Origin of the sequence: Rubrivirga litoralis, from assembly GCF_031846415.1 — a bacterium.
GTDB classification, from domain to species: Bacteria; Bacteroidota; Rhodothermia; order Rhodothermales; family Rubricoccaceae; genus Rubrivirga; species Rubrivirga litoralis.
Genome location: NZ_JAVRHT010000007.1, coordinates 106,154 through 113,052, shown reverse-complemented (window position 1 = coordinate 113,052; position 6,899 = coordinate 106,154). Strand labels below are relative to the sequence as shown.

6 protein-coding genes are annotated in these 6,899 nt (G+C 73.8%); 3 read left to right on the top strand and 3 right to left on the bottom strand.

Annotated features, from left to right (window positions below; all coding sequences use genetic code 11):
• Positions 1-169: 169 nt before the first annotated feature.
• The 3 genes from RM540_RS04795 to RM540_RS04785 form a co-directional block, all read right to left on the bottom strand.
• Positions 170-1,204, bottom strand: a complete 1,035-nt coding sequence (locus tag RM540_RS04795; protein WP_311662401.1) for an MlaD family protein — start codon at positions 1,202-1,204, stop codon at positions 170-172.
• A 111-nt stretch (positions 1,205-1,315) separates the two neighbouring features.
• Positions 1,316-2,071 (bottom strand): ABC transporter ATP-binding protein, encoded by a 756-nt coding sequence (locus tag RM540_RS04790; RefSeq protein ID WP_311662400.1) that lies wholly within the window; start codon positions 2,069-2,071, stop codon positions 1,316-1,318.
• Positions 2,072-2,165: 94 nt separating this feature from the next.
• Positions 2,166-3,008, bottom strand: coding sequence for an MlaE family ABC transporter permease (locus RM540_RS04785; RefSeq protein ID WP_311662399.1), 843 nt, complete (start codon positions 3,006-3,008; stop codon positions 2,166-2,168).
• Between the two features lie 227 nt (positions 3,009-3,235).
• Between RM540_RS04785 and radA the strand changes: the two genes are divergently transcribed.
• The 3 genes from radA to RM540_RS04770 all read left to right on the top strand — a co-directional run bounded on the left by radA (position 3,236) and on the right by RM540_RS04770 (position 6,865).
• Positions 3,236-4,657: a DNA repair protein RadA gene (gene radA, locus RM540_RS04780; protein WP_311662398.1), complete on the top strand. Its 1,422-nt coding sequence runs from the start codon at positions 3,236-3,238 to the stop codon at positions 4,655-4,657.
• Between the two features lie 605 nt (positions 4,658-5,262).
• The gene (locus RM540_RS04775) at positions 5,263-6,090 is read left to right on the top strand and encodes an O-methyltransferase (protein WP_311662397.1); all 828 of its coding nucleotides are present in this window, start codon (positions 5,263-5,265) and stop codon (positions 6,088-6,090) included.
• 127 nt (positions 6,091-6,217) lie between these two features.
• The gene (locus tag RM540_RS04770; protein WP_311662396.1) at positions 6,218-6,865 is read left to right on the top strand and encodes an RNA polymerase sigma factor; all 648 of its coding nucleotides are present in this window, start codon (positions 6,218-6,220) and stop codon (positions 6,863-6,865) included.
• Positions 6,866-6,899 lie beyond the last annotated feature (34 nt).

The window sequence follows — 6,899 nt, the reverse complement described above, 5'->3', positions numbered from 1 at the left end:
CCCGGTGCCGCCCCGCCCGGTGCCGCCCCGCCCGTGCCGTGGGCGGGGCGGTCGAGCCCTAGAGCAGCGCGCAGGGAGGTACAGGGCACTCGGTACGGGGTCCGCGCGCGCCGAGGTCAGATTGGGCCGTACCTCGCACCCGGTACCTCGTACCCACCCGGAGGGTGCTCTAAAACACCTTCACGATCCCGTCCACCTCGCGGAGGTAGCGGCCGGGGTCCGCCTGGAAGTCCTGGAGGATCTGCTGGAGGCTGGCCGCCGCCGCGTTCGCGTTGTAGTACAGCGAGGGGTCGTTGAGGAGCAGGCCCGCCGTGCCCTCGGTCGAGTTCAGCGTCGAGTCCAGGTCGGCCGTCAGCGACGACAGGTTGGTCGTGAGGCCGTCGAGCGTCTCGAGCTGGCCGTCGACGCGGCGCAGCGCGGCCGAGAGGTTGTTGACGGCGGCCGTGACCGAGTCCGCGTTGGCCTCGGCCAGCGAGCGGACGACGGCCGACGTGGCCACGACGTCGTTGCCGACGACGACCGAGAGGTCCTCGACGTTGCGGCCGACCCGCTCCGAGACCGCGCTCGCGTTCGCGGCCCCGGCCTCGAGCGAGGCCAGCGTCCGGTCGATCCGCTGGCGCTCGTCGATGAGCGTCGTGGTCGCGGCCTGCGTGAGGAACCGGAGCTGGGCGAGGATGGCTTGCACGTCGTCGCCCGAGTTCGAGAGGATCTGGTCGAGCGTCGTGAACGTGTTGACGGCCCCGATGAGCGCCGTGTCGGCCCGGGCCGTGAGGCTGTTCGACTCGCCCGCGATGAGGTCGAAGATGTCGGGCGTCGTCGAGGCCACGAGAGTGTCCCCGCTCGTCAGCGGCCGCCCCGCCCCTGCTCCCAGCGGCGGCGTGACCTCGACGTTGACCTCGCCGAGCGCGCTCAGCCCCGACGTCTGGAGCGTCGACCCGCGCGGGATCTGGACGCCGTCGTTGATGGCCAGCGTGACGAACACCTCACGCGCGCCCGGCCCCAGCCGGACCGACGACACCTCGCCTATGCGGACCCCGTTCAGCCGGACGGCCGCCCCGGGGGTGAGCCCCTGCGCGTCCTGCCACATGCTCACGACCTCGTACCCGCCCCCGAAGAGCGACTGCCCCGACAGGAACCGGACGCCGACGAAGACGACGACGGCGGCGAGGATGACGGCCAGGCCGACCTTGATCTCGTTGGTCATGGGTGCGGGTAAAGGGTGACGAGTGAAGGGTGACGAGCAAGAGGGGCGGGTCGGGCGGGGCGGTCGAGAGGGGAGCGCCAACCCGTCGCTCGTCACCCGCGACGCGCCGCCTCACGCCGTCCGAGACGGCGCCCCGATCTTGTACTCGTTGGCGCGGACGAACGACAGCAGTGTCGGGTCCGTTGCGTGGTGGAGGTCGTCGACGGTCCCGGTCCACGGGATCTGGCCGTCGTGGACGAACGCGATCCGGTCGGCGATCGACAGGACCGAGTGCATGTCGTGGGTCACGACCACGCTCGTCGTCCCCATCGTCGAGCCCAGCCGCTCGATGAGGTCGTCGATCGTGTTCGAGGTCTCGGGGTCGAGGCCCGAGGTCGGCTCGTCGTAGAGGATGTACTTAGGCTCGATGGCGATGGCCCGCGCGAGCGCCACGCGCTTCTGCTGGCCGCCCGAGAGCTCGGCCGGCATCTTCGGCCCGGCGTCCGGGAGCTCGACCAGCCGGAGGCACTCGTCGGCCCGGGCGCGGATCTCGGTCCGCGAGAGGGCCGTGAACGTGCGGAGCGGGAACTCGACGTTGGCCCGGGCCGACATCGAGTCGAACAGCGCCCCGCCCTGGAACAGGACCCCGAACCGCCGGCGGACCTGCCGGAGCTCGGCGTACGTGAGCTCGTCGAGCGGGGCGCCGTCGACGACCACGCTCCCGCGGTCGGGCTCCAAAAGCCGCACGAGGTGCCGGAGCAGCACGCTCTTGCCCGACCCCGACCGCCCGATGACGCACGTGACCTCGCCCTCGGGCACGTCGAGGTCGACGCCCCGCAGCACGGGCGCGCCGCCAAAGCTCTTGTGCAGGTCGCGGACGGTGATCACGGGCTCGGTACGGGGTACGAGGTACGGGGTACACCACGGGCGGGGCGGTCCGTCTTCGACGTACCCCGCACCCTGTACCCTGTACCCGGCGCTCTCACAGCAGGACGACGGCGCAGAGGTAGTCGGCGAGGAGCACGAACACGCAGCCGAGCACGGCCGCCCGCGTCGTCGCCTCGCCCACGCCCGACGCCCCGCCCTCGGCCTGGTAGCCCGTGTAGCACGCGATGGACGTGATGACGAACCCGAACACGACCGACTTGATGAGGCCGAAGACCACGTCGTAGGGCCGGAAAAAGAGCCGCGCGCCCTCCCAGAACGTCTGCACCGAGATCCCCGAGAACTCGGCCACCACCCCGCCCGTGACCATCCCCACGGTCGCCGCAACGACGTAGAGGACCGGGAACATGAGCACGCCCGCGACCACGCGCGGGACGACGAGGTAGCTCTGCGAGTTGAGGCCCATGGCCTCCAGCGCGTCGATCTGCTCCTTGACCCGCATCGTGCCCAGCTCGGCCGCGATCCGCGCGCCGACCCGGCCGCAGAGCACGAACGCGGTTACGAGCGTGCCCAGCTCGAGCAGGATCGACTGCTCGGCGAACGTGCCGACGATGGTGAGGGGCAGGAGCGGGTTCTCGAGCTGGTAGACGGCCTGGACCACGATCACCCCGCCCGAGAACGCCGTCGCGAGCGACACGATGGGGATCGAGTCGATGCCGACCTTCACCATCTGCTCGGCCAGGTTGCGCGCGTAGAGCCGCGGGCTGAGGTCGCGCGGGAGGTTGAACGCCCGCGCCAGCAGCAGGCAGTACGCCCCGAACCCGCCGACGAGCGCGGCCGGGACCGCCCACAGCGGGGCGACCCCGGCCCGCACCTTCGCCCACGTCCCGTGGGAGACCTCGGGCGGGGTGGACGCGGGCGGGAGGGCGGAGGACTCCATCGGGCGGGCGGGGCGGCGGCTCGGGGCGGATCCGGTGAGCTGCGCCCTGAGGCGAGGCGGTGACGGACGGGTGGCAGCCGCGGGGGCGACCTTCGGGACGCGGCGGGCCGTCTCCGGCTCGTGCCGCGCTCGGCCCCGCCGAAGCTACGCGGGCGCCGCCCCGCCCGCCGGGGCCGCCCCGGTCTCCTTCCCCTCTCGATCTCCACCCCGCCCCCGCGCGCCGCCCGATGGCCAAAGCCAAGACCCAGTACGTGTGCCAGGACTGCGGCCACTCCTCGATCCGCTGGGAGGGCCAGTGCGGCGGGTGCCGCGCGTGGAACACGCTCGTCGAGGAGGCCGTGCCGACGGCCGTCAAGGCGCCCGTGCTGCGCTCCGGCGGGCGGGGCGGGGCGAGCAACGGCGCGGCGGGCGGCGGCGGCTCGGCGCCGCGCATGGCCGGCGCCTACGGGGCGGCCCGGCCGCAGCGGCTCAAGGACGTGACGATCGCCGAGCGGCACCGGATTTCGACCGGGCTCGGCGAGTTCGACCGCGTCATGGGCGGCGGCGTCATGGTGGGCAGCCTCACGCTCGTCGCCGGCGACCCCGGCATCGGCAAGTCGACGCTGATGACGGAGCTGGGGCGCGGGCTCGACGGCGAGACCATCCTCTACGTGACCGGCGAGGAGAGCGCGCAGCAGGTGAAGCTCCGCGCGCGGCGCATGGGCGTCGACACGGACGCGCTGTTCCTCTTTCCCGAGACGAACGTCGAGGCCATCCTCGCGGCGGCCTACGACCTCCAGCCGGACGTGATGGTCGTCGACTCGATCCAGACCGTCTACCGCCCCGACCTCACGAGCGCGCCGGGCTCGGTCGCCCAGGTCCGCGAGTCGACGGCGGCGCTCCTCGACGTGACCAAGTCGCTGCCCACGACGACGTTCCTCGTGGGCCACGTGACGAAGCAGGGCTCGATCGCCGGGCCGCGCGTGCTCGAACACATGGTCGACACGGTCCTCCACTTCGAGGGCGACCGGCACCACGCCTACCGCATCCTCCGCGCGGTCAAAAACCGTTTTGGGGCGGCCAACGAGCTCGGCGTGTTCGAGATGCGCGAGGGCGGGTTGGAGGAGGTCGGCAACCCGAGCGCGCTGTTCCTGTCCGAGCGCCAGTTCGGGTCGTCGGGGTCGTCGGTGGTGTGCGCGCTCGAAGGCACGCGCCCGCTCCTCGTCGAGGTCCAGGCGCTCGTGGCGCCCACGTCCTACAACACGCCGCAGCGGACGGCGACCGGCTTCGACGCGAAGCGGCTGCAGGTGCTGCTGGCCGTCCTGGAAAAGCGCGAGGGACTTCGGTTCTCGCAGCACGACGTGTTCCTCAACGTGGCCGGGGGCGTCCGCCTGGAGGAGCCGGCCGTCGACCTGGGCGTGGCGCTGGCGGTCGCGTCAAGCTTCCGCGACGTCCCGCTCGACAGCTCGACGGCGATCGTGGGCGAGGTGGGCCTGGGCGGGGAGGTCCGGGCCGTGGGCCGTATCGAGGCGCGGCTCGCCGAGATCAAGCAGCTGGGGTTCGAGCGGGCGCTCGTGCCCAAGGCGAACCTCAAGGGGCTCCAGCCGCCGGACGGCCTGGAGGTGCTCCCGGTGCGGCGGCTCGCCGAGGCGCTGGACCTGATCGGGTAGCCGCCCCGCCCGGGGCGGCGACGTGGGGCGGGGCGGGGTGGCGGTCCGCCCTCCACGTTCGAGGCGACCACCCCGCCCATGCGCCTCTAGATCCTGGAGGCAGCGCGGGGTGGGGGCTCCTTGCCCGCCCCGCCCAGACGCACCCCCCCCCGTTTCCGGCTGGTCGCTGCGCTCCCCGCTCGGAAACTGTCCCCCTTGTCCAAAGGGGACAGCTTGGTCGTCCTTGAGCGTAGCGAAGCCGGAGCGACGGACGAGCGGGCGGGGTGGCGCCCGACACGCTCTGACAAAGGGTGCCCGTACAAAAAAAGAAGCCCGACCGCGGGAGGGCGGTCGGGCTTCGGAGACGGCCGGGCCGCGGCTAGACGGCGGGCGGGAGCACGGGGCGGGGAGGGGGAGCGCCGAGGCGCCCGGGGCCGCCGTGCCACCGCCGATGAGGGGGGCCAGGGGGTCGAAGGGCGCGCGGTGTACCGGGGCACCCCCAGGCCGTTCCGCCGCCGAATCGCGTTGGGGGTTTTCCCGCCGCCCGGCTCGGGGACCAGTGGGTCCGGCGCCGACGGCCGCCCCGCACCTGTAGCTTTCGAGACCGCCCCGCCCGCCGCTCCCCGTTGACCCTGCCGCGCCCCGTCTCCACCGCCGCCCTCCGCGCCGCGCTCCGCCTGGGCGGGGCGGTCCAGACGTTGCCGCCCCGCCCGGCCGCCGTCGTCCGGCGGGCCTCGGCGCTGCGCCTCACGGCGGACGAGCGGACGGCCGAGGCCCGGATCGACGCGCTCCGCGCCGCCCTCGCCGGCTCGGCGGACACGGTCGAGGTCGTGGACTACGGGGCCGGCACGCGCGGCGGCGAGCGGCCGCCGGCGCGCGCCGTGGCCGACGTCTACCGCCGCGCGGCCACTGGCCCGGCGTGGGGGCGCTTCCTGTTCGGGCTGGCGCGGGCGCTCCGCCCCGCCCGCGTCCTCGAACTGGGCACGAACCTGGGCGTGGGCTCGGCGCACCTCGCCGCGGCCCTCGCGCTCAACGAGGCCGAGCCGCCCGAGCGGGGCGGCGTCGCCGGGCGCCTGGTGACGCTGGAGGGCGCGCCCGCGCTCGCCGCCCGCGCCGAGCGCGCCCTCGCCGACCTGGGCCACGCCGACCGCGCCCGCGTCGTGGTCGGTCCGTTCGCCGACACGCTCGCGGACGTGGCGCGGGCCGAGCGCTGGGACCTCGTGTTCATCGACGGTCACCACGAAGCGGCGGCGGCGCTGGACTACGTCCGCACGCTGGCGCCGCACCTCGCGCCCGGCGCCCTCGTCGTTCTCGACGACGTCGAGCCCGGCCGGCCGGTCCGCCGCGCGTGGCGGGCGCTGCGGGCGGGGCGGGTCGCGGCGCTCCGGGGCGCGGCCGCGTTCTACGCCGGGCGCTACGGGCTCCTGTTCGCCGCCCCGCCCGCCGGCCTCTGAAGATGAGGGCAGTCTGGGGCGGGGCGGCGTGCCCTGGGGAGCCCCTGCGGCGCTCGCGCGTGAGACCGCCGCCGCCCCGCCCGACCCCGCCGGGGCCACCCCCGACTCCCGCGCCTGACCCGCCCTTATGCCTCCCCCTACCGACGCCGACCTCGTCACGGCCTACCTCGACGAGGGCGACCAGCGGGCGTTCTCGCAGCTCCTCGCCCGGCACCAGGAGCGGATCTTCGGCTACCTCATGGGGATGGTCAAGGACCGCGAGGTGGCCAACGACCTGTTCCAGGAGACGCTCTACCGCGCCATCCAGGCCATGCACCGCCGCCGCGGCTCGTACGAGAGCCAGGGCCGGTGGCTCGCGTGGACCATGCGGATCGCCCGGAACGCGGCGCTCGACTGGCTCCGCAGCCGGAAGAAGTTCTCCGACGTCGACGGGTACGGCAATGAGGAAGAGGGGCCGTCGTTCTGGGACCGATTGCCGGATGAGGCCCCCGACGCCGCCGCCCTCCTGAACCGGGGCGATTTGTGGGAGGAGGTCGAGGCGGCCATCGACCAGCTCCCGCCGGAGCAGCGCGAGGTCGTCCTCATGCGGCACCAGTCGGAGCTGACCTTCCGCGAGATCGCCGAGCTGACCGGCGTGTCCATCAACACGGCCCTCGGCCGGATGCGCTACGCGCTCATCAACCTCCGCAAAATCCTCGAGCCCGAGTGGTTCGACGAGACGACGGCCGACGTCCCCGGTGCCCCGAAGCGCGAGCGCGACGAGTCGGTGACGTAAAGGCTTACGCGGCCCCGCCCCTCTTCACACACGA